Origin of the sequence: Cupriavidus sp. Agwp_2 (assembly GCF_040784895.1) — a bacterium.
GTDB lineage: Bacteria > Pseudomonadota > Gammaproteobacteria > Burkholderiales > Burkholderiaceae > Cupriavidus.
Genome location: NZ_CP088083.1, coordinates 2,923,548 through 2,941,342, shown reverse-complemented (window position 1 = coordinate 2,941,342; position 17,795 = coordinate 2,923,548). Strand labels below are relative to the sequence as shown.

The 17,795-nt window shown below is 68.1% G+C and carries 18 protein-coding genes, 1 other RNA gene and 1 riboswitch; of the genes, 8 read left to right on the top strand and 11 right to left on the bottom strand.

Annotation, left to right across the window (positions count from 1 at the left end):
• The first annotated feature begins 90 nt into the window (after positions 1 to 90).
• Positions 91 to 1,644 carry a malonyl-CoA synthase gene (locus LPA45_RS13755; protein ID WP_317923003.1) on the top strand — a complete coding sequence of 518 codons (1,554 nt, stop codon included), beginning with the start codon at positions 91 to 93 and terminating at the stop codon, positions 1,642 to 1,644.
• Between the two features lie 126 nt (positions 1,645 to 1,770).
• Here LPA45_RS13755 and LPA45_RS13750 read toward each other — a convergent pair whose 3' ends face one another.
• The 7 genes from LPA45_RS13750 to LPA45_RS13720 all read right to left on the bottom strand — a co-directional run bounded on the left by LPA45_RS13750 (position 1,771) and on the right by LPA45_RS13720 (position 6,672).
• The gene (locus LPA45_RS13750) at positions 1,771 to 2,469 is read right to left on the bottom strand and encodes an SIMPL domain-containing protein (protein WP_116318260.1); all 699 of its coding nucleotides are present in this window, start codon (positions 2,467 to 2,469) and stop codon (positions 1,771 to 1,773) included.
• Between the two features lie 24 nt (positions 2,470 to 2,493).
• Positions 2,494 to 3,885, bottom strand: coding sequence for a transposase (locus tag LPA45_RS13745; RefSeq protein ID WP_317923002.1), 1,392 nt, complete (start codon positions 3,883 to 3,885; stop codon positions 2,494 to 2,496).
• Between the two features lie 192 nt (positions 3,886 to 4,077).
• On the bottom strand, positions 4,078 to 4,902 hold the full coding sequence (locus tag LPA45_RS13740) for a sulfite exporter TauE/SafE family protein (protein WP_317923001.1): 825 nt from the start codon (positions 4,900 to 4,902) through the stop codon (positions 4,078 to 4,080).
• A 20-nt stretch (positions 4,903 to 4,922) separates the two neighbouring features.
• Complete coding sequence (locus LPA45_RS13735; RefSeq protein WP_317923000.1) at positions 4,923 to 5,405, bottom strand: EVE domain-containing protein; 483 nt, start codon at positions 5,403 to 5,405, stop codon at positions 4,923 to 4,925.
• Positions 5,406 to 5,504: 99 nt separating this feature from the next.
• Positions 5,505 to 5,722, bottom strand: a non-coding RNA gene (gene ssrS, locus LPA45_RS13730) — 6S RNA.
• 291 nt (positions 5,723 to 6,013) lie between these two features.
• The gene (locus LPA45_RS13725) at positions 6,014 to 6,358 is read right to left on the bottom strand and encodes a cell division protein ZapA (protein ID WP_116317975.1); all 345 of its coding nucleotides are present in this window, start codon (positions 6,356 to 6,358) and stop codon (positions 6,014 to 6,016) included.
• Entirely contained in the window at positions 6,355 to 6,672 is a 318-nt protein-coding gene (locus tag LPA45_RS13720; protein ID WP_317922999.1) for a hypothetical protein, read from the bottom strand. Before LPA45_RS13720 ends, LPA45_RS13725 begins: the two co-directional genes overlap by 4 nt.
• Before the next feature lie 189 nt (positions 6,673 to 6,861).
• Positions 6,862 to 7,179, top strand: a riboswitch (cobalamin riboswitch).
• A 73-nt stretch (positions 7,180 to 7,252) separates the two neighbouring features.
• Here LPA45_RS13720 and LPA45_RS13715 point away from each other — a divergent pair.
• From LPA45_RS13715 to LPA45_RS13685, 7 genes are all read left to right on the top strand, one after another.
• Positions 7,253 to 9,160 (top strand): TonB-dependent receptor domain-containing protein, encoded by a 1,908-nt coding sequence (locus LPA45_RS13715; RefSeq protein WP_317922998.1) that lies wholly within the window; start codon positions 7,253 to 7,255, stop codon positions 9,158 to 9,160.
• Positions 9,161 to 9,175: 15 nt separating this feature from the next.
• A complete protein-coding gene (locus tag LPA45_RS13710) occupies positions 9,176 to 10,183 on the top strand; it encodes an iron ABC transporter permease (protein ID WP_317922997.1) in 1,008 nt (335 codons plus the stop codon).
• Positions 10,180 to 11,028, top strand: coding sequence for an ABC transporter ATP-binding protein (locus tag LPA45_RS13705; RefSeq protein ID WP_116317971.1), 849 nt, complete (start codon positions 10,180 to 10,182; stop codon positions 11,026 to 11,028). Before LPA45_RS13710 ends, LPA45_RS13705 begins: the two co-directional genes overlap by 4 nt.
• Positions 11,025 to 11,657, top strand: coding sequence for a cob(I)yrinic acid a,c-diamide adenosyltransferase (cobO, locus tag LPA45_RS13700; protein ID WP_116317970.1), 633 nt, complete (start codon positions 11,025 to 11,027; stop codon positions 11,655 to 11,657). The genes LPA45_RS13705 and cobO overlap by 4 nt, the downstream gene beginning before the upstream one ends.
• 68 nt (positions 11,658 to 11,725) lie before the next feature.
• Positions 11,726 to 12,766, top strand: coding sequence for a nicotinate-nucleotide--dimethylbenzimidazole phosphoribosyltransferase (gene cobT / locus LPA45_RS13695; RefSeq protein WP_317922996.1), 1,041 nt, complete (start codon positions 11,726 to 11,728; stop codon positions 12,764 to 12,766).
• Positions 12,763 to 13,578: an adenosylcobinamide-GDP ribazoletransferase gene (locus LPA45_RS13690; protein ID WP_317922995.1), complete on the top strand. Its 816-nt coding sequence runs from the start codon at positions 12,763 to 12,765 to the stop codon at positions 13,576 to 13,578. Before cobT ends, LPA45_RS13690 begins: the two co-directional genes overlap by 4 nt.
• Entirely contained in the window at positions 13,563 to 14,156 is a 594-nt protein-coding gene (locus LPA45_RS13685) for a histidine phosphatase family protein (RefSeq protein WP_116317967.1), read from the top strand. Before LPA45_RS13690 ends, LPA45_RS13685 begins: the two co-directional genes overlap by 16 nt.
• On the opposite strand, the gene LPA45_RS13680 is transcribed toward LPA45_RS13685, so the two are convergent.
• From LPA45_RS13680 to cobU, 4 genes are read right to left on the bottom strand one after another with little or no spacing between them, the layout of a single operon-like run.
• Positions 14,157 to 15,071, bottom strand: a complete 915-nt coding sequence (locus LPA45_RS13680; protein ID WP_367394614.1) for a cobalamin-binding protein — start codon at positions 15,069 to 15,071, stop codon at positions 14,157 to 14,159. It lies immediately after the preceding gene.
• A gap of 8 nt (positions 15,072 to 15,079) precedes the next feature.
• Positions 15,080 to 16,099 (bottom strand): threonine-phosphate decarboxylase CobD, encoded by a 1,020-nt coding sequence (cobD, locus tag LPA45_RS13675; protein ID WP_367394613.1) that lies wholly within the window; start codon positions 16,097 to 16,099, stop codon positions 15,080 to 15,082.
• On the bottom strand, positions 16,096 to 17,079 hold the full coding sequence (cbiB, locus tag LPA45_RS13670) for an adenosylcobinamide-phosphate synthase CbiB (RefSeq protein WP_317922992.1): 984 nt from the start codon (positions 17,077 to 17,079) through the stop codon (positions 16,096 to 16,098). The genes cobD and cbiB overlap by 4 nt, the downstream gene beginning before the upstream one ends.
• Positions 17,073 to 17,738, bottom strand: coding sequence for a bifunctional adenosylcobinamide kinase/adenosylcobinamide-phosphate guanylyltransferase (gene cobU / locus LPA45_RS13665; protein WP_116317963.1), 666 nt, complete (start codon positions 17,736 to 17,738; stop codon positions 17,073 to 17,075). Before cobU ends, cbiB begins: the two co-directional genes overlap by 7 nt.
• Positions 17,739 to 17,795: the final 57 nt, after the last annotated feature.

The following is a 17,795-nucleotide window of genomic DNA, read 5'->3' as shown; positions in this document are numbered from 1 at the left end:
TGCAGGATTGTCATGCCCGCACGATCCTGCACCCCGGGCCTCGCCCCTGCGTGTTCCATACCGTTCCATGCCTTTCGTTCGATCCACACCATGAACGCCAACCTGTTCGCCCTGTTCGAAACCCGCTTTCCCGCCGACCGCACCGCCTGCTGCATCGAGACCCACGACGGCCTGTATTACAGCTGGGACGACCTCGACCGCGCCACCGCCAAGCTGGCCAACCTGCTGGCCTCGCTGAACCTGCCCGAAGGCGCGCGCGTGGCCGTGCAGGTCGAGAAGTCGCCCGAGGCGCTGTTCCTGTACCTGGCCACGCTGCGCGCGGGCTATGTCTACCTGCCGCTCAATACCGCCTACCAGGAGGCGGAGATCGACTACTTCGTCGGCAACGCCGAGCCGTCGGTGGTGGTGTGCAGCAGCAAGAATTTCGGCTGGGTCTCCAAGGTAGCGTTCCGCCACGGCGTCAACCACGTCTTCACGCTGGACGATGACCGCAGCGGCTCGCTGCTGGCACGCGCCGCCGGCAAGGACGACACCTTTGCCACCGTAGCGCGCGCGGACGACGACCTTGCGGCCATCCTCTACACCTCGGGCACCACCGGCCGCAGCAAGGGCGCGATGCTGACGCACCGCAACCTCGCCTCCAATGCGCAGACGCTGCACGAATACTGGGGCTGGCGCAGCGACGACGTGCTGCTGCACATGCTGCCGATCTTCCACGTGCACGGCCTGTTCGTGGCCTCGCACGGCGCGCTGCTGGCCGGCGCCAAGATGATCTGGGCGCCCCGGCTCGACATGGCGCAGGTGCTGAAATTCCTGCCGCGCTCGACCGTGATGATGGGCGTGCCGACCTACTATGTGCGCATGCTGCAGGAGCCGCGCTTCGACGACGACACCTGCCGCCGCATGCGGCTGTTCGTGTCGGGCTCGGCGCCGCTGCTGCTGGAAACCTTCGACGCCTTCCGCGAGCGCACCGGCCACACCATCCTGGAGCGCTATGGCATGAGCGAGACGGTGATGCTGGTGTCGAACCCGTATGATCCGGCGCTGGGCGAGCGCATCGGCGGCACCGTCGGCCTGCCGCTGCCTGGCGTTTCGGTACGCGTGGTTGATGGCGAAGGCGGCCTCTGCGCGCCGGGCGAGATCGGCAACGTCGAGGTCAGGGGCCCGAACGTGTTCCATGGCTACTGGCGCATGCCGGAAAAAACCAGGGAAGAGTTCACCGAAGACGGGTGGTTCAAGACCGGCGACGTCGGCCGCTTCGGTGGTGCCATCGCCAGCCAGGCTGGCGAGCGCCAGGTGCCGGAAAGCTACCTGACCATCGTCGGCCGCAGCAAGGACCTGATCATCTCGGGCGGCTACAACGTCTACCCGAAGGAAATCGAAAGCTTTATCGACGAGATGCCGGGGGTGGCCGAGAGCGCCGTGATCGGCGTGCCGCACGCGGACTTCGGTGAGGCGGTGGTGGCGGTAGTGGTAAAGAAGCCGGGCGCGGAGATCGATGAATCGGCGATGATCGGCACGCTCAAGGGCCGTATCGCCAACTTCAAGGTGCCCAAGCGCGTGCACGTGGTGGACGAGCTGCCGCGCAATACGATGGGGAAGGTGCAGAAGAACGTGCTGCGGCAGCAGTTTGCAGCGCTGTAACACGCTTGTGACGCTGAGGGTTTGCTCCCTCTCCCCATGAAGCCATGAGGGGAGAGGGAGAACATCTTGCTGAGCCTAGCTCAGGCGGCTTGGAAGCACCGCAAGCCGGCCGCCTCTCAACGGCCTTTACTTCAGCATCTGCACCGACCCGTTCACCGACACCGTCACCTGTGTCTTGCCGCCTTCCACGGGCACCGGCACCGCGGCATCGGCCATCATCGCCTTGGCTGCGCCATACATGCGCGGCATCGGCGGCACCACGCCGCTTTCGCTCACGTTGACTTCCCGGATGGTGTAGCTGTTGTAGCCAAACAGCTTGGTGGTCGACTGCGCCTTGTTGCGGAACGACGCCACCGCCTGGTCGGCCAGCTTGGCCTCGGCTGCTTCGCGCGCTTCACGCGACAGCGAGAAGGCAATGTTCTGCACCTGCATCTGGCTGGCCAGTTCGCCCGCCAGCTTCGACACCGCGGAAAAATCGCGCGACTTCAGGATGACCTCGGAACGCCCGCGCCAGGTGCTGATGCGGCCGTTGCGGTCGGTGCTGGGGTGGATGGTGAAGCCGCCCGATTCCGCGGTCACGCCCTGCGTGCGCTTGGCCTGTGCCAGCACGGCCTGGGTGCGCGTGGCCAGCGCCGACGAGATTGCCGCGGGCTCTGCGCCTTCCTGTTCGGCGGCGAGCGTCAGGTGCACGATGTCGGTCGGCACTTCACTCACGGCCTGTGCCGACAGCGACAGCACGCCAGCCGGCGTTTCGGTCGGCCCGCCATGCGCCGAAGCGACGATGGCGGTGGTGCCCAGCAGGGTGGCGGCAAGCCATTGTTTCATCTTGTTCTGTTCCATAAAATCTGCTCAAAGTTGAGCATTGGATTTATCCGCACTTCGTTGACGCGGCTTGCGCCGCCCAACTGAAGCCGCTTGACGCTCAGTTGCGCCGGAGGAGCGCGCGAGCAGAACCTGCTTCACCTGGAGGTGAGGCATATACTGGGTGATTTCCCGGTCGTGAATCCTGCTCCGCACGTTCCGCGCAGCATTGGTGTCCGCCTGAAGCACGTCCCCGTTGGCACGGTAAAATTTGTCGCCCTCGCGCTTGCCTTCCAGCAAGCCCGTGAACGAGTCCATTTGCGACGTGTAGGCGGCGTTGACGACGACGTGCGTCGCTCCACGCTGCGTGCAAACTTCATCGAGCGCTTGAGCCAGTACACCCTTGGCCCATGCGCTCATGCGGCGGTTGTAGTGCCGCCACTGACTCCTCCCCTTGATGGGGGACGTCAGATCTTCCGAACCGACCACTGCCGCCTTGTCCACGATGGCATGGGCGCACTGATAGGCAATCGTGCGCAACCGCTGCTGCGTGCGGTCCCTGCGCGCCTGCAGTTTCACGCGTCCAAGGTTGCACTTCCTGATGCGCTCCGCCTTGGCGATGCGACCGGCTTTGCGATTGGCTTTTTCGAGAGCATGCAGCCGATTTCGTGCTTTGCCGGTCTTCGAAACCTGGTCGCTGAAAGCGCTCAGCACGGCGCCGAACGTCTGCCCATGATGCTCGCCATCTGAATCGGCGAAGGCCTCGGTGTAGCCTTTGTCGACGCCAATTTCCCCCGAGCCGCAGGGGCGCCCGTGGGCCTTCGCCGTAGCGTAGTGGATTTCGACCGCGTCACCCTTGACGATCACACGCAGGTTGCAACCCGTGATGTCCACGTTCTTGCCGTTGCTGTTCGTCGTGAGCTCGATCGGAGGGCCGTACTGCCTAGCGATGTGTATGGTGACGACAAGGTGCCCGTCCCTGACGCGGCTCTGATGCTTGTCCGAGCGGACGATGAACTGATTGTCGCAACTCGAAACGCCGTGCCGAAAGTACTTGCGCATCATCCGGTGCAGGTACTTGTCTTCGAGCCACTTGTCACGTTTGAGCAGGGTATAGAGTCGCTTTCGCTCTGCCTCCTCGGAGGTCCGCTTTGCGATGGCTTGTCGCACCTTCGCGCAGGCAGCCGCCTTGTACGTCAGGATGTCATTGACGGCGTCCTTCGTGGTCTCGGCTCGGATTGTGCCGTCCACCGCCAGCGAGGCATACCAGCCGCCAGCCGTCACTTCCTTGCGAATATCGGCCGCACTCTTGCCGACGTTCCCCAGCGCGCCGTAGCGACGCCAGAGGTCTGCTCGGACGAACGCCGTCGCCCTGCACACTGCGCGAAGCGTAGACACGCACGACGACGTCGCATAGAGAGTGCGGGTGACGATTGTCATTCCAGAATTTCCTTCGGTTCCTTGCTACCCAGATAGTCTTCCTTGATCTGCCTTTTTTGACCTTGCGCATGCCGGACAGGCGGCATGAGAACTCCCAAAAAAACATAGTGGATATCAGACGGAAACAGGGCGTGAAATGTTCCGCGAGATTGCAAACGATTGTTGCAAAGGCGGGGTGCAAACTCGTACGGGTCAGAAGGCCTGCCAGGCTTTCCACAGCATATAGGTGGCCAGGCACAGCAGCAGCAGCGCAAACGCCTTGCGCAACTGCCCCACATCCATCCGGTGCGCGGTGCGCGCGCCCAGCGGCGCGGTCAGCACGCTGGCCGCGGCAATGACAAGCAACGCCGGCAGGTAGATGTAGCCGAGCGATCCCGCCGGCAGTCCCGGCATCTGCCAGCCGCTCCAGACATAGCCCGCCACGCTGGCCGCCGCGATCGGGAAGCCCAGCGCCGCCGATGTCGCCACCGCGTTGTGGATCGGCACGTTGCACCAGGTCATGAACGGTACCGAGACAAAGGCGCCGCCGGCACCGACCAGGCTCGACAGGAACCCGATCACGCCACCCGTGCCCATCATGCCCGCCGCGCCCGGCAGTTGCCGGCTCGGGGCCGGGCGGCGGCTGCGCAGCATCTGCAGCGCGGAAAACCCGACAAACACGGCGAAGGCAAGCGACAGCCAGCTGGTCTTGAGCGCGGCAAAGACCTTCCCGGCGCCGACCATGCCGCCGAGCACGATGCCCGGTGCCAGCGCCAGCACCACCGGCCAGCGCACCGCGCCGCGCTTGTGGTGCGCGCGCACCGACGACAGGGAAGTGAACAGGATGGTGCCCATCGACGTGGCGATCGCCATATGGACGATGGCTTCCATGGGAAAGCCCAGCGCGGTGAACAGCAGCGTCAGGAATGGCACCATCATCATGCCGCCGCCGACGCCGAGCAGCCCGGCGCAGAAGCCGGTAAAGGCGCCAAGGGCCAGCAGCGCAGGGACCAGCACCGGCAGGGTAGCAAGCTGCATAGATGATCCGCGCCCCGGCCTCAGCGCATCAGCTTGGCGGTAATGAAGCGCCATTCCGCCGGCGTGACCGGCGTGATCGAGAGCCGGTTGCCACGGCGCAGCACCACCATGTCGGCCAGTTCCTCATGCTCGCGCAGCGCCGCCAGCGGAATCAGCGCGCTCTTGCGTTCATAGCGCACGTCGACCAGCAGCCAGCGCGGCGCATCGGACTTGGACGCGGCGTCGTAGTACGGGCTCTTGGCATCGAACTGGGTCGGGTCGGGGTAGGGCGTGGAGCAGACCTCCGCCAGGCCGGCAATGCCGGGCTCGGGGCACGACGAGTGGTAGAACAGCACCCCGTCGCCGATCTGCATGGCGTCGCGCATGAAGTTGCGCGCCTGGTAGTTGCGCACGCCGGTCCAGGGCAGCGTCCCCTCGCGGGCGAGGTCGTCGATACTGGCCTCGTCCGGTTCCGATTTCATCAGCCAGTACTGGCGGGCGCGTTTGTTCGGGTTCGGGCTCACGGCGCGGTTCGTGGATGAAGGGGTCGGGGTGCGCGGGCATGGGGCACGCGCGTGCGCAAAGAAAAAAGGCGATGGTTCAGAAAACCACCGCCTTTTTAGGGGGTCCCCGCCTCGGCCGCTGGGTCGGCATCCTGAACCCAAGTGAGGTTCAGAGTGGCTGCGGAAGTCGCATTTCGGGTACATCATCCACTCAGGGAGTCCAAGCCAGGCCCAGACTATGAATGCGACGACGCGCTCGCCCACGCGACATGATCCCGCACCATGCAATGCATATCGGTTCAAGGAGTTTATGACCCTCACGAACCAGGCAGGGAAACTGTCAAACGTCTGACGCTACAACCGCTTCGACCGGTCGGGTAGGTGACCTGCCTGCGGGATGTCAGACGTTTGCCGTTTCTAACTAGGATGGGATGAAAACGGCGGCCGGGCGCGATAACCTGGCCAGTTAGCTGCACTTCTGTGGTGCCTCGTGCAGTCTGGCTACACTATACACCGCGTCGCAGGCCTTACCAAGTCCACACGCGCGTATCGTTACATTTTGCGCGACAGCGCGGCATCCGCTGCACATCCCCCCATTTCCACGGTATATGGGGCTGCCCGGGCGGGCTTCAACCGGCCCGCTCAGCCCTCGTGCCGGTGCCCACGTGCGCGTATTGCCGCAACGCTTCGTCGGCGCGTTCGTTCAGTTCGCGGATGCGCGCATGGATGGCCTCGACCGGAATCGTGCCCTCGGCCTGCTGCTTGCGCTGCAGGGCCAGCAGATCGGACGCGATCGAAATGGCGGCCATTACCGCCACGCGCTCGACGCCCTTGGCGGCGAGGCCGTTGCGCAGCTTGTTCATCTGCGTGTCGACCAGTGCGATCGCCTCGAGCAGCGCGGCCTCGTTCTCGGGCGCGATGGCAAATCGGTACGGCTGGCCGGCGATGTTGACTTCGACTTGCTTGTTGCTCATGCGTGTTCTCCGGGGGCCTTGTGCGGCTCTGCGCCTGCCGCGGCGCCCTCGCCCAGCAGGTCGAGCTGGCGCGTGTCGCTGGCTGTCGGTAGCTTGTCAAGGATGGACTGGATGCGCAGCTGCGCTTCTTCGATCTTGATGTTGAGCAACTCGCGGTCGGCTGCCATGGCCTCGCGCTCGTTGCGCAACTGCGTGGCTTCACCCTCCAGCCGGGCGATCTCGTCGCGCAGCCGCTGGTTTTCTGCCGCCAGGGTGTCCGCATGGTGCAGCACGCGCCCGATCTTCGCGGCCAGTTGTTCGAGTTCGTTGAGCATAGGGCCTGTCATGATGGGATAAAAGTCAGGTAACGCGATTCTAGCCGATGCGCCGCCGCACACAATGCGATGGGAAGCGTTTGTGACCGGGTACCTGCATGGAAGTTGCAGCCTTCTGCACCCAAAACCTCGGCAGAGTTGTGACAAAACACTACGGGCACCGCGTTGACGCGGGTTGCGAAACTCCCTACACTCGCGCACGTTCCAGGTGCTCGCCCTTTTCGTCCCTGGCGAAAGGGCAGTTCAACGGGAAACAGGGAGCTTTGCCGGCCGCGCGCCGGACGGGCCAACCTGTGCTGCCCCCGCAACGGTAAGCGACCGCGTGCGCATCCGCCAGCGCCAGCCACTTCCGCACCAGCCTGCCGGAAGGGCCGCCGGCAATGACCGGGATCCGATCCCGGCCACATGTCCACGCAGGACCGGCCACACGCCACTGAACCTCACGTTCGGGAAGGCGCCGGTTCCGAGTCGCCAGCCCGGATACCGGCCTGAACGCGGGCTGCCGCCCGTGCGCGGCACGCCTCATCGCCATATGGTCCGCGGGGGAACGGGCCCGGCCGTTCCTACCTAGTCCTGCATCATGCGTTCATCGCTTCACAGGTCGACCCGCCCGGCAGCCCCGGCGGTGCGTCCGTTCGTGCCCGCAACTTCGTCTGCGATTGCGGCAGCCATTGCCTCGTTCACCCTGGTCCCGGCCACCTCGTTCGCGCAAGCCGCCGACAGCGGCACCGCCCAACAGCTGGCCCCGGTGGTGGTGACTTCCACCCGCACCGCGCAATCCATTACCGAGGCACTGCCGCATACCACGGTGGTGACGCAGGACGATATCGTCAATTCGCAGGCACCCGACCTGCGCACGCTGCTGCGCAACCAGGCCGGTGTGGAGCTCACGGCCAACGGCGGCATGGGCACCAACACCTCGCTGTTCATGCGCGGCGCCAACTCCAACCAGACGCTGATCCTGATCGATGGCGTGCGCGTCTCGTCCGTCAGCAGCGGCACCGCGCAGCTGGCCAATATCCTGCCCGACCAGATCGACCGGATCGAGGTGGTGCGCGGCAACGTGTCGGCGCTGTATGGCTCGGACGCGATCGGCGGCGTGGTGCAGATCTTTACCAAGAGCGGCGCGGGCCAGGCGCCCGCGGCCAATGCGGCGGTGGAGTACGGCAGCAACAACACGCGCCAGGGCACCGTTGGCTACGGCGGGCAGGTCGGCGATACCTCGTTCAACCTGACCGGCTCGGCATTCAAGACCGATGGCTTCTCGGCGATCAATACGCAGCAGGCGCCGCGCGCCAACCCGAACGACAACCCGTACGAGAACCAGAGCGTGTCGGGCCAGGTGAAGCACCGCTTCACGCCCGACTGGGATGCGGGCTTCAGCGGCTACTACTCGAAGAGCAAGCTGTCGTTCGACAGTGCCTTCGGCCGCCCGACCGACGACAACCGCACCAACAGCGAGTTGTACGCGCTGTCGGCCTTCGTCAACGGCAAGGTCGGCGCCGACTGGACCACGCACTTCAAGCTGTCGCAGAGCGCGGACAACAGCGACACCTTCCTGAACGGGCGTCCCAACGGCACCTTCAATACCCGCAACCGCCAGTTCAACTGGCAGAACGAGTACGCGGTTGCCGCCAACCACACGCTGCTGTTCGGCACCGACTACCTGCAGCAGGAGCTGGTGTCGAGTTCCTATGGCGCGCCCACGCGCAACGTGTTCTCGGTGTTCGGCGGCTACGACGGGCGCATCGGCAAGCATCAGCTGCAGCTCAATGCGCGCAACGACCACTATTCCGACTTCGGCAACCAGGGCAGCTTCTTCGCCGGCTACGGCTATAACGTGACCGATGCGTTCAAGCTGATCGCCAGCGTCAGCAACGCCTTCCGCGCGCCGACCTTCAACGAGCTGTACTTCCCCAACTTCGGCCAGCCCAACCTGCAGCCCGAGCGCGCCAAGTCGGTCGAGGCGGGCGTGCAGTACACCACCGCCACGGCGGGGCTGCTGCGCGTGACCGCGTTCGAGACCCGCTATGACGACCTGATCGTGTCGGCGCTGCAGCCCAACGGCATGTTCCTGGCCGAGAACGTCAACAAGGCCAAGGTGCAGGGTATCGAGGCGTCGTGGCGCGCCACCGTCTACGGCACCGACCTCGGCGCCAGCGTGACGTTCCAGAATCCGGTCGACGAGCAGAACAACACCCAGCTGCTGCGCCGCGCGCGCCGCCACGCCGCGCTGGACGTGGGCCGCAACTTCGGCAACTGGCGCTTCGGCGGCGAATGGCTGGTATCGTCGTCGCGCATGGACGCCGGCTCGCGCCGCCTGGGCGGATACGGTATCGTCAACCTCAACGCCCGCTACAACATCGACAAGCAATGGTTTGTTGCCGCCCGCGTCGAAAACCTGTTCGACAAGGACTACCAGCTCGCCTATCCCTACAACACGCAGGGGCGCGCGGGTTTCATCACGCTGGGCTGGCGCCAGCGATGAGCGCACGGGCGCGCCATGTCTGAGTTCCGGCGCGCCCTCGCGTTGTGGCTGGCGCTCGCCCTGGCGTCAGCCGTAGTCTTCGCGGCGTCGCTTGCGCTGGGCAGCGTCTCGCTCGATGCGCGCGAGCTGTGGCAGGCGCTCGCCGGTGCTGACACCGGCACCGCCGGCGCCATCGTGCGCGAGCTGCGCCTGCCGCGCGCGGCCGCCGCCTTTGCCTGCGGCGGGCTGCTGGCCCTGTCCGGCGCGCTGATGCAGGTGCTTCTACGCAACCCGCTGGCCGAACCCTATGTGCTGGGCGTCTCCGGCGGTGCGTCGGTCGGCGCCTTGCTGGCGATGCTGGTGCTGGCGCCGTGGTGGGGCGTGCAGACGGCCGCCGCCGTCGGCGCGCTGTGCTCGATGCTGCTGGTGGCCACGCTGGCGCGGCGCGACCTGCTGCACCCGCAGGTGCAGGGCGGCCATCGCGAAGCTGGCGCGCGCTTGCTGCTGACGGGCGTGATCCTCGCCGCGGGGTGGGGCGCGGTGATCACGCTGATCCTCGCCGTGGCGCCGGAATCCCGGCTGCGCGGCATGCTGTTCTGGCTGACCGGCGACCTGGGCGGCACCGCAAGCTACGGCGGCGCGCTGGCGACGATGATCGTCGCGCTGCTGCTGGCCATGCCGATGGCGCGCGCGCTCAACGTGATGCTGCTGGGCGAGACCGTGGCGCAGTCGCTGGGTGTGCGCGTAGGCCGTGTGCGGCTGCTGACTTTCCTGCTCTCCTCGGTTTGCATTGCCGTGGCCATCACCACTGCCGGTTCGATCGGCTTTGTCGGCCTGGTCGTGCCGCACCTGGTGCGGCTGGCGTGGGGCAACGACCAGCGCCTGCTGCTGCCGGCCGCGGTGCTGCTGGGCGGCGCGCTGCTGATGGCGGCCGACCTGATCGCCCGCACCGTGATCGCCCCGGCACAGCTGCCAGTGGGCGTGATCACGGCGCTGCTGGGCGTGCCGACCTTCCTCTACCTGCTGCTGCGGAGGCCGCGATGAACGCGCCCGCCGACTGGTCGCAGCCGCTTGCGGCCTGCCCCGTGCTGGCGCTGCGCGATGTGCGGCTGCGCACCGGCCAGCGCGTGCTGGTCGAGCACCTGACGATGGACATCGGCGTCGGCCAGCTGTGGTGCATCGCCGGTCCCAACGGCGCCGGCAAGTCCACGCTGATGACCGCGCTGGCGGGCCTGCGCCACGTGGACGGCGGCAGCGTCGAGATCGACGGCAAGCCGGCGGCTCAGGTCGCGCCGTCGGCGCTGGCGCGCCAGCGCGCGTACCTGCCGCAGGCAGTGCACGATACGTTCTCGATGTCGGTGCTCGATGCGGTGCGCGTGGGCCGCCATCCGCACCTGTCCGGCTGGGGCTGGACCGGGCGCGAGGATGACCGCGTGGTGCGCGACACGATCCGCGCCATGGACATCGAGGCACTGGCGGCCCGCGACGTGCTGACGCTGTCCGGCGGCGAACGGCAGCGCGCTTCGCTGGCTGCCGCGCTGGCGCAGCAGGCGCCGCTGCTGCTGCTCGACGAGCCGGTGTCGCACCTCGACCTGCGCCACCAGATCCTGGTGCTGGAGCAGCTTGCCGCGCTGGCCCGCGCCGGTCGCCACGCCATCGTGGTGATCCTGCACGACCTGACGCTGGCGCTGCGCTACGCCACCCATGCCTTGCTGATGGCCGAAGACGGCACCGCGCTGCACGGCGCCGCGGCCGAGGTGCTGACCCCCGAACGCTGCTCGCGTGCGCTGCGCACGCCCATCGTCAGCGTCAGCGACGGCGTGCATACTGCACTGATTCCCGACGGCGCCAAGGCGCCGCGTCCCTTTACGCAAGACCCGAACCCATGACTGACTCCCACAACCCCGCCACCGATGACCCGGAGCGCGACGCGCGCCACAAGGCGCGCATGATGCGCAAGAAAGAAGTGATCGACGCCAAGATCGCCGCGGCGCAGGACGAACGTGGCGTGATCGTCATCACCACCGGCAACGGCAAGGGCAAATCCAGCTCCGGCTTTGGCATGGTGGTGCGCGCGCTCGGCCACGGCATGCGTGCCGGCGTGGTCCAGTTCATCAAGGGCGCACAGCCGACCGGCGAAGAGATGTTCCTGCGCCGCTTCCCCGAGGAATGTGCGTTCCACGTGATGGGCGAGGGCTATACCTGGGACACCCAGGACCGCTCGCGCGACGTGGCCAAGGCGGAAGCCGCGTGGGAAGTGGCTCGCGCCATGCTGCGCGACCCGGCGATCGGGCTGGTGCTGCTCGACGAACTCAACATCGCGCTCAAGCTGCACTATCTTGATGTGGATCGGGTCGTCGCCGACCTGCGCGCGCGCCCGCCGATGCAACACGTAGTCATCACCGGCCGCGGCGCGCCGCCGGCGCTGGTCGAGGCGGCCGACACCGTCACCGACATGACGCCGGTCAAGCACGCCTTCCAGCAGGGCATCAAGGCGCAGCGCGGCGTGGAAATGTAGTCCCCGATGTAGCCCCCGATGTAGCCCCCGATGTAGCCCCCGATACAGACCACCAGAACCACAGCATCATGCAGTTTCCCGAAATCACTCCCCTCGACAACACGCTGCGGCCCGCGCTGCAGGCCGCCATCGACGACAAGACCAAGCCGCTCGGCGCGCTCGGCCGGCTGGAATCGCTGGCGCTGCAGCTGGGCCTGATCCTCGGCACGCAGCGGCCGGTGCTGCAGCGGCCCACGGTGATCGTTTTTGCCGCCGACCACGGCGTGGCCGACGCGGGCGTCAGCGCCTATCCGGCCGAAGTCACCGCGCAAATGGTCAAGAATTTCCTGGGCGGTGGCGCGGCGATCAATGTGTTCTCGCGCCAGCACGGCATTGCGCTGGAAATCGTCGACGCCGGCGTGCGCGTGCCGCTGCCGGCGGCACCCGGGCTGGTCAACTGCCGCATCGCCGACGGCACGCGCAACTTCGCGCAGGAACCGGCGATGACGCCGGAGCAGGCCGCGGCGGCGATGACCGCCGGCATGGCGCGCGTGCTGCGGCATGCCCAGCAAGGCTGCAATGTGATCGGCTTCGGCGAGATGGGCATTGCCAATACGTCGGCCGCCGCATGCCTGATGCAGCGGCTGACCGGGTTGCCGCTGGCGGACTGCATCGGCCGCGGCACCGGGCTGGACGATGCCGGGCTGGCACGCAAGCGCGAGGTGCTGGAAGGCGCGCTCGCGCTGCACGCCGATGCGCAGGCGCCGCTCGATGTGCTGGCGACGTTCGGCGGCTTCGAGATCGCGATGATGGCCGGCGCCTTCCTCGCCGCCGCGGCCAGCCGCATGGTGATCCTGGTCGACGGCTTTATCGCGTCGGCTGCACTGCTGGTGGCGCAGCGCATCGACCCCAACGTGCTGCAGTACTGCGTGTTCACGCATTGCTCGCACGAGCGCGGCCACCGTGCACTGCTGGACCACTTCGGCGCCGAACCGCTGCTGGCGCTGGACCTGCGCCTGGGTGAGGGCACCGGCGCGGCGCTGGCGTGGCCGCTGCTCGCGTCCGCGGTTGCGTTCCTTAACGAGATGGCGACCTTCAGCGGCGCCGGCGTCAGCACCGCCTCGGCATGAGCGTGCCGTCCGACCCGGTACCCACGCCAGCCGGACCCGGCGGCGAGCTGCGCTATTTCCTGACCGCGCTGGGCTACTTTACGCGTGTGCCGTTGCCGGGCTGGCTGGCGCGCTGGGTCGGATTCGAACCGCATTACCTGCACGCCGCCGCGCGCTATTTCCCGCTGGTGGGGCTGCTGGTCGGCGGCGCCGGTGCGCTGGTCACGTGGGGGGCGCTGCAGTGGTGGCCGATCGGCGTGGCGGTGCTGCTGGGCATGGCCGCCACGCTGCTGCTGACCGGTGCCTTCCATGAGGACGGGCTGGCCGACTGCGTCGATGCCTTCGGCGGCGCATGGCAGCGCGAAGACGTGCTGCGCATCATGCATGACTCGCGCATCGGCGCGTTCGGCGCGATCGCGCTGGTGGTGGCGCTGCTGCTCAAGTGGCAACTGCTGGTGACGATCGGCGCGCAGGGCGGGCCGGCGATATTACTGGCGGTGCTGGTGGCCGCGCATGCCGCCAGCCGCGCGATGGCGGTCAGCTACCTGGCAACGCTGCAATACGTGCGCGCGGAAGGCAAGGCGAAGCCGGTGGCGCAGCGGCTGGCCGGGGCAGGGCTGGTGTTCGCGCTGCTGTGCGGGGTGGTGCCGCTGTGGCTGCTATCGCCGGCGTTCTGCGTGGCGGCCATGGCGGCCCTGCTGGGGCTGCGCCTGCTGCTCGGCCGCTACTTCGTGCGCCGCATCGGCGGCTATACCGGCGACTGCCTGGGCATGGCCCAGCAGTGCGCGGAGATCCTGCTCTACCTGGTGGCTGCCGCATGGACGTGGTCCTGATCCGCCATGCGCAGCCGGAGGTAGCCGCGGGCACCTGCTACGGCTGCCTCGATTTGCCGCTGGTGTCGCCACTGATGCCGGCGGCCGCGCAGATCGCGGCGGGCCTGCCGGCGCCCGCGCGCATCGTCAGCAGCCCGCTGGCGCGCGCCCTTGGCACGGCGCAGGCGCTGGTGCAGACCTTGCCGGCCGGCGTGCCGGCCATTGCCACCGAACCGCTGTTGCGCGAGCTGGACTTCGGCAACTGGGAAGGCGTGGCGTGGGATGCGATCGACCGCGCCGCGCTGGACCAGTGGGCCGCGGACCTGCTGCATGCGCGCCCGCATGGCGGCGAGTCGCCGGCGCAGGCGATGGCGCGCGTGGTCGGCTGGGCCGATGCGCTCGACGTACGGGACGACCATTGCTTGTGGGTTGTGAGCCATGCCGGGCCGATGCGCATGCTGGCCGCGCACTGGCTGGGCGTGCCGCTGGCAGTGACGGTCAACTGGGCCCTGGGCTTCGGCGCGAGCTGCCGCTTCCGCCTGGGTGCGGGAGCCGCGCGGCTCGAATGGTGGAACTGCGGGTGGAACCGCGGCGGCTGATCAGCGCGCCGGGCGCCGGCTGCGCGCCAGGTCGAGGTCCTTGCAGATCTGCTCGATGCCCTGCACCACGCGCGGGCCGGCGCGGTTGACGAGGTCGCCGTCGATCACGAACAGGTTGTTGCGCGCCACCGCGGTGACCTGCTTCCAGCGCTGCCACATCGCGTAGTCGGGCAGCGGCTGGTCCGAGCGCGTGGCGCCCATGCCCGCGGTCAGCATCGCTTCCGGATTGCCCGCCACCACTGCCTCGACCGACACCGTCGGCACCAGCGGCGTCTCGGCCCCGAACAGGTTGCGCCCGCCGCACAGCGTCAGCATGTCGCTGACCAGGTGCTGGCCGTTGAGCGTCATCAGCGGCTGCTGCCAGACCTGGTAGAACACGGTCACCGGCGGCCGCGCCGCGTAGGTCTTGCGCAGCGTCTCCACCTGCTGGCGGAAGCTGTCGGCGGCGCGCCGCGCGGTGGATTCCGTGCCCAGCAGCGTGCCCAGCTTCTCTACGTTTTCGGGGATCGATGCCAGCTTGCGCGGCTCGCTGTAGAACAGCGGCAGGCCGAGCGCGCGCAGGCGGTCGGTCTGCTTCTGCGCGTTACCATGGCGCCAGACCACGATCAGGTCGGGCTTGAGCGCGGCGATGCGCTCCAGGTCCAGCGCCTTGTTGTCGCCCACGCGCGGGATGTCGCGCGCCTGCGGCGGGTAGTCGCTGTAGTGGACCGTGCCGACGATGCGATCGCCGCCGCCCGCGGCAAAGATCATCTCGGTCACGTGCGGCGCCAGCGAGACCACGCGGCGCGCCGGCTGGGCCAGTGTGATGGTCTGGCCGGCATCGTCGACCACCGATACCGAGGCTTGGGCGGAGGGCGCGGCAAGCAGGGCGGTGGCGGCCAGCGCCGGGGCAATGGCGAATTTCAGTGTGTGCATGGTGAGGGTCAGGCGGTCACGGCGGCCAGCGCGGCATCGAGCCGTTGCCAGCTTTCGTCCCGGTCGGGCGGCAGGCCCAGGCGCAGGCTTGGCAGGCAGCCGCCGGCGGCTTCGAAGTATCGGGTCCAGACGCCATGGCGTGCCAGTGCTTCGTGCAGCGCCAGGGCCTCGGCATGCGGAACCCAGCAAAACAACGGGTGCACCACGGCGGTCAGCCCGTGGCGTGCCAGCAGCGTGCCGAGCCGCGCGCCGGACAGGCCCAGATGCGCACGGTTGGCTTCTTGCCACTGGCGGTCCGCCAGCGCATGGCGGGCGACGGCGCGCGCCGGCCCCGAGACGGTCCAGTGGCCCAGCCGCTCATGCAGCGCATCGAGCAACGGCTGGTGCGCCAGCACGAAGCCGCAGCGGATGCCGGCGAGACCGTAGAACTTGCCGATCGAGCGCAGCACAACCAATCCCTCAATGCCGCTGTGCGCGGCGACCGAAGCCGCAGGCAGGCAATCGATGAAGGCTTCATCGACCAGCAGCGTGCCACCGCGCCCGGCCAGCACTGCATGCCAGCGCAGCAGCGTTGCCGGCGGCAGCAGCCGGGCGGTCGGGTTGTTGGGATTGACGACGACCAGATGGTCGAGCGCATCGGCAAGGTTCGTGCGGGCGAAATCCGCTTCGTCCAGTGGCACCACCGTATGTCCGGCCGCGGCGAAGGCCGGTGCGTACTCGCTGTAGCCGAGCGCGGCAATCCCGATGCGCCCCGGCCGCAGCAGGCCTGGCAGCGCGCGGATCGCGGCCTGCGAGCCGGCCACCGGCAAGGCCTGCGGCGCGCCGAAGGCCTGGGCGGCCAGCTCGGCCAGTCCATCCCCGTCCTGCGGCAGCCGCTGCCACGCGGAAGCGGGCAGCGCCGGCACGGGATAGCCGTCGGGATGGATGCCGGTGGACAAGTCGAGCCAGTCCGCTTCGGCGCGGCCGTAGCGGCGTACCGCGGCCAGCAGGTTGCCGCCATGGCGGATCGGGGGAAGGGCAGCGCTCACGTCGGTGCGGACAAGGCAAGAACGGCCAGCGCGCTGGCGCCCGCAAGCGCCAGCCACAGCCACAAGGTACGCTGCACCAGCCGCAGGCACGCCATCACGTGTCCGGCTTGCGGTGCGCTGCCCGCGCCCAGCGGCGGGCGTTGTTCCAGTTCGCCGTGATAGCGCGCCGGACCGCCAAGCTGCACGCCGACCGCGCCGGCGCCTGCCGCCATCACCGGGCCGGCATTGGGGCTGGACCAGGCCGGCGCCTGCGTGCGCCAGCAGCGCAGCGCCTGCGCGGTGGCGCCCAGCAGCGCATACGACAGCGCGGTCAGCCGTGCGGGAACCAGGTTGAGCCCATCGTCGATGCGGGCCGCCGCCCAGCCGAAATACTGCAGCCGCGGCGTGCGGTAGCCCCACATCGCATCAAGCGTATTGGCCAGCCGGAACACGATCACCGCCGGCGCGCCGCCGAGCAGGAACCAGAACAGCGCGCCGAAGATGGCGTCGTTGCCGTTTTCCAGCGCCGATTCGCAGGCCGCGCGCGCGAGCGCTTCGGCATCGGCATCGGCGGTATCGCGCGAGACAATGCGCGCAGTCAGCGCGCGTGCGGCTGGCAGGTCGGAGGCAGCGAGGGCGTCGGCAATCGGGGCGATATGCTGGTGCAGGCTGCGCGCGCCGAGCGCGGCATACAGCGCGGCGGCATGCAGCGCCAGTGCCGCGAGCGGGTGCCAGCGCGCCGCCGCATCGACCAGCCACCATGCGAGCGCCGCCGGTACCAGCACCAGTACGCACCAGCAGGCAAGGCCCGCCAGGCGCTGCCGCCACGGCGCGCCGCGGCGTTCAGGATGGTTGAAGCGTCGTTCGAGGGCCGTAGCGAGCCGGCCAAAGCCTACCAGCGGATGGAAGCGGCGCGGCTCGCCCAGCCACTGGTCGAGCAGTACGCCCGCCAGTGCCGCGGCCACACAAGCCGGCCAGGCCGGCCAGGCCTGCATCAGCATGCGGGATCGGCGCCCTTGACCGGGACAGGGATGCCCGCCACCAGCAGCCGCACGCGGTCGGCGGCGGCGGCCAGCTTCTGGTTCAGGCGTCCGAGTTCATCGACATAGAAGCGGGTGATCGCGCCCATCGGCACCACGCCGAAGCCGATCTCGTTGGAGACCAGGATCACGTGGCCGGGCAGCGTTGGCAGCGCGGTCAGCAGCGACTCGATTTCTTCGGTGAAGGCATCGGGCGGCGTGATTACGCCATGATCGGGATAGCTGCGGCCGTCGGGGAAGAGCAGGTTGTTCATCCACAGCGTCATGCAGTCCACCAGGATGCAGCCGTCGTGGCGCGCGTTGGCATAGAGCGCATCGGCCAGCCGCACCGGCTCTTCCACCAGGCGCCAGTCGGCGGGACGGCGGGCGCGGTGCAGCGCGATGCGGACTTCGAGTTCCTGGTCGGCCAGTGCGGGATCCTGGCGTGCGGTGGCGATATACGTGACCGGCCCGCCGGTGATGCCGGCGTGCTCGCTCGCCAGTTGTTCGGCGTAGTGGCTCTTGCCTGAGCGCGCGCCGCCCAGCACCAGCGTCAGCTGCCGCGCGCCGGACGAGCCGGCCGCAAGCGGCTTCGCCGCGCTGGCGGTGGCGGATTCAGGGGCGATTGCCTGGGTTTCCATCCGCGTATTGTAGCCGCCGCATCCGGCCCTCGCATGGAGGGCCGGTGCGATAATCCG

What these genes read in the sequence shown, in the direction of transcription:
- LPA45_RS13755 (WP_317923003.1), top strand. Translation starts at nt 91, where the DNA reads ATGAACGCCAACCTGTTCGCCCTGTTCGAAACCCGCTTTCCCGCCGAC.
- LPA45_RS13750 (WP_116318260.1), bottom strand. Translation starts at nt 2,469, where the DNA reads ATGAAACAATGGCTTGCCGCCACCCTGCTGGGCACCACCGCCATCGTC.
- LPA45_RS13745 (WP_317923002.1), bottom strand. Translation starts at nt 3,885, where the DNA reads ATGACAATCGTCACCCGCACTCTCTATGCGACGTCGTCGTGCGTGTCT.
- LPA45_RS13740 (WP_317923001.1), bottom strand. Translation starts at nt 4,902, where the DNA reads ATGCAGCTTGCTACCCTGCCGGTGCTGGTCCCTGCGCTGCTGGCCCTT.
- LPA45_RS13725 (WP_116317975.1), bottom strand. Translation starts at nt 6,358, where the DNA reads ATGAGCAACAAGCAAGTCGAAGTCAACATCGCCGGCCAGCCGTACCGA.
- LPA45_RS13720 (WP_317922999.1), bottom strand. Translation starts at nt 6,672, where the DNA reads ATGCTCAACGAACTCGAACAACTGGCCGCGAAGATCGGGCGCGTGCTG.
- LPA45_RS13715 (WP_317922998.1), top strand. Translation starts at nt 7,253, where the DNA reads ATGCGTTCATCGCTTCACAGGTCGACCCGCCCGGCAGCCCCGGCGGTG.
- LPA45_RS13710 (WP_317922997.1), top strand. Translation starts at nt 9,176, where the DNA reads ATGTCTGAGTTCCGGCGCGCCCTCGCGTTGTGGCTGGCGCTCGCCCTG.
- LPA45_RS13705 (WP_116317971.1), top strand. Translation starts at nt 10,180, where the DNA reads ATGAACGCGCCCGCCGACTGGTCGCAGCCGCTTGCGGCCTGCCCCGTG.
- cobO (WP_116317970.1), top strand. Translation starts at nt 11,025, where the DNA reads ATGACTGACTCCCACAACCCCGCCACCGATGACCCGGAGCGCGACGCG.
- cobT (WP_317922996.1), top strand. Translation starts at nt 11,726, where the DNA reads ATGCAGTTTCCCGAAATCACTCCCCTCGACAACACGCTGCGGCCCGCG.
- LPA45_RS13690 (WP_317922995.1), top strand. Translation starts at nt 12,763, where the DNA reads ATGAGCGTGCCGTCCGACCCGGTACCCACGCCAGCCGGACCCGGCGGC.
- LPA45_RS13685 (WP_116317967.1), top strand. Translation starts at nt 13,563, where the DNA reads ATGGACGTGGTCCTGATCCGCCATGCGCAGCCGGAGGTAGCCGCGGGC.
- LPA45_RS13680 (WP_367394614.1), bottom strand. Translation starts at nt 15,071, where the DNA reads ATGCACACACTGAAATTCGCCATTGCCCCGGCGCTGGCCGCCACCGCC.
- cbiB (WP_317922992.1), bottom strand. Translation starts at nt 17,079, where the DNA reads ATGCTGATGCAGGCCTGGCCGGCCTGGCCGGCTTGTGTGGCCGCGGCA.
- cobU (WP_116317963.1), bottom strand. Translation starts at nt 17,738, where the DNA reads ATGGAAACCCAGGCAATCGCCCCTGAATCCGCCACCGCCAGCGCGGCG.